A 2,551-nucleotide genomic window follows, 5' to 3' on the forward strand; every position below is an offset into this window, starting at 1 on the left:
CGAAGGCGAGGTCGTTTACCGGCACGGCAGCAACCTCTATCCGATGAAGCCCGGCGACAGCCTGTTCTTCGACGCCGACGCCCCGCATGGACCGGAGCAGTTGACGAAATTGCCGATGCGGTATCTGTCGATCATCTGCTATCCGCAGAACAGCGCTGGGTGATTGGCTAATCTCCCGCTTACCGTGCTTCGTCATTCTAGGGCGGAGCAAGGAGCGAAGAGACGCGCGCAGACCCTAGAACCCATGCCGTGACGCTAAGGCGTTGCAACGATTGCGGAATTCCGCGCCGTTGCGCCTTACGGCCGAGGTCACGGCATGGATACTCGGGTCAAGCCCGAGTATGACGACGTCACGATGGCTTCTGCCAATCTCAAACGTTGGCGCAGGGCGCCCAAGGTGGAGATCAGCTGTTCAATCCGGCCCGAACCCCGGGCTCGTCGCACTGCCGTCATCCAGCTTCGACAGCCATTCCACCAGCGTCGGGCGATACCGAGTAAGTCCCTTATACGTCGCAAGCTCTTCTGGCAGGTCACGGATGACGCGATGCAGGCGGCGTGCCCATTTCGGCTGTGTCACCAACTCGTCCATCTTGATCAGATAGCAGCGGATCGGAAACACGATGCCATTCGATCGGGGCAGCCGCCAGAAGCTCTGCAATTCGACGCGCAGATGCACCTTGTCGCCGACATTTTCAGGCGTGACGGTCGCGCGGTCCGGGCCCCATTTGTGGTAATTCTCGGGGCTGGTATCCAGCCGCGGATTGATGGTCATCGTCCAGTTCAGCCGCCGTGCCGGCTTGCCCTGCTGGATGTTCGTGAGGAATTTCAGCGCGCGCGTGAAAATGCCCTTCTCATGCGCGAGCGGCACCGGCGCGTGCCATTCGAAGAAATTCATGCCGATGTCGAAGTCGAGGGACCAGTCGGCCTGGGTGGTGACCATGCCCGCATCCATCCACAGATTGCCGTCGCGCTGGTCGAGGATGCAGAAATCGCCCTGGCTCTGGCGGGTGATGTATTCCATCGGTCCGTAGGGCAGCGTCGAGGTGTCGCCGAAGGTGAAGGTGTCGTCGATGCCGAGCGGCCGGTTGATCCAGCGCCAGCGGTCGCCGTTTCGCTCCAGCGTGAAGTGCTCGGGATAGCCCAGCGCCTGCTGCTCCATCAAAAGTTCCAGCAGGTCCCAGCCGGCCAGCGTCATATGCGGCAGAGACTGGCAGCGCAGCGGGTCTTCGGCGAGCACCAGAGCGCGATCCTGCATCTCGGCGACATAGTGCTCGTCGACATCGATCAGGTTTTCGAGCACCGAGCCCTTCGGTCCTACGACATGCGGCTCGATGTTGACGGCGTACATGTAGGCGTCTTCATGGAACGGGAAGGGAAACCGCCTTATGTGCTCCGGGCTGTTCCTGAAGGTGAAGTCGTCGCGGAAGGTTTCCTTGCGAAAGGTGATGCCCAAGCTCGCCTCCTATCTTTCCAAGACCAGCGATTTGCCCTCGAAGCGTGAAACGCACGGCATGATCTTGCAGCCGGACCGATGGTCTTCCTCGCTCAGCCAGTGGTCGTTGTGGATGAACTTGCCATCATACGAGATGACGTTGGTCTCGCACTGACCGCAGACGCCGCCGCGGCAGAGATAGGGCGGATCGACGCCCGCCGCTTCGATCGCCTCGAGCAGGCTTTGTTGCTCTCCGACACGGATCGACTTGCCGCTGACGGCGAGCGTCACGTCGAAGGGCAATCCCGGCTGGGGCGCCGCGAAATGCTCGAAATGCACGGCCTCCGAGGGCCATCCCAGGCTCGCCGCGCGATCGCGTACCCAGTTGATCATGCCTGCGGGGCCGCAGACATAGAGATGCGTGCCGAGCGGCTGTGTCGACAGCAGCCGGTCGAGATCGATCCGCTCGTCGCGGTCGTCGTGATAGAGCCTGATGCGCCTGTCATAACGCTCGCGCAGCACATCCGCATAAGTGCCGAGCGAGGCGGTGCGGCAGGTGTAGTGCAGCTCGAAATTGCCGCCCTCCCCCGCCAGTTGCGCGGTCTGCGCCATGAACGGCGTGATGCCGATGCCGCCGGCCAGCATCAAATGTTTTTTTGCGCGCAGGTCGAGCGAGAACAGGTTGACCGGATAGCTGATCACCATTTCCAGGCCGGGCCTGACGCTGCGGTGCATGAACAGCGAACCGCCGCGACCGACATCGTCGCGCCGCACCGAGATCGTGTATTCGCTTGTGTCGAGCGGCGAGCCCATCAGCGAATAGGGATTGAGCCTGGTGCGTTCGCCGTCCCGCATCTCGACCACGACATGCGCACCGCCAGAAAAGGTCGGCAGCAATTCGCCATCGCGGCGGCGGAAATGGAAACGGGTGACCAGTTCGTTGACGGGTACGACATCGCTGACGATGACGTCGAGCTTGGTGGTGCCGGTGCTCATGGGAAAGCCTCCTCGACAGGAGGAATCTCGGAGCGATCCTCGGCGTTGATGCACACGCCCTGGAAAGCGGCGAGACGGCGCGAATAATGGTCGCGCACCAGAAGCAGCAGGCCGCAATGCGAA

Annotated in this window: 3 protein-coding genes; 1 reads left to right on the forward strand and 2 read right to left on the reverse strand. The window is 61.9% G+C overall.

Annotated elements, in window-relative coordinates; translation table 11 throughout:
* A partial coding sequence (locus tag J0I79_RS34810) for a cupin domain-containing protein (RefSeq protein ID WP_292870673.1) occupies window positions 1-163 on the forward strand: 163 nt, incomplete at its 5' end.
* 249 nt (window positions 164-412) lie between these two features.
* Here the strand turns inward: J0I79_RS34810 and J0I79_RS34815 are convergent.
* Together J0I79_RS34815 and J0I79_RS34820 are read right to left on the reverse strand one after the other, a co-directional pair.
* Window positions 413-1,453, reverse strand: a complete 1,041-nt coding sequence (locus tag J0I79_RS34815) for a DUF3445 domain-containing protein (RefSeq protein ID WP_292870667.1) — start codon at window positions 1,451-1,453, stop codon at window positions 413-415.
* A gap of 9 nt (window positions 1,454-1,462) precedes the next feature.
* Complete coding sequence (locus J0I79_RS34820; protein WP_292870670.1) at window positions 1,463-2,428, reverse strand: PDR/VanB family oxidoreductase; 966 nt, start codon at window positions 2,426-2,428, stop codon at window positions 1,463-1,465.
* Window positions 2,429-2,551: the final 123 nt, after the last annotated feature.

The organism is Mesorhizobium sp. (assembly GCF_017306585.1).
Lineage (GTDB): Bacteria > Pseudomonadota > Alphaproteobacteria > Rhizobiales > Rhizobiaceae > Mesorhizobium.

Coding starts and splice junctions, on each gene's coding strand:
- J0I79_RS34820 (WP_292870670.1), bottom strand. CDS start 2,428: ATGAGCACCGGCACCACCAAGCTCGACGTCATCGTCAGCGATGTCGTA.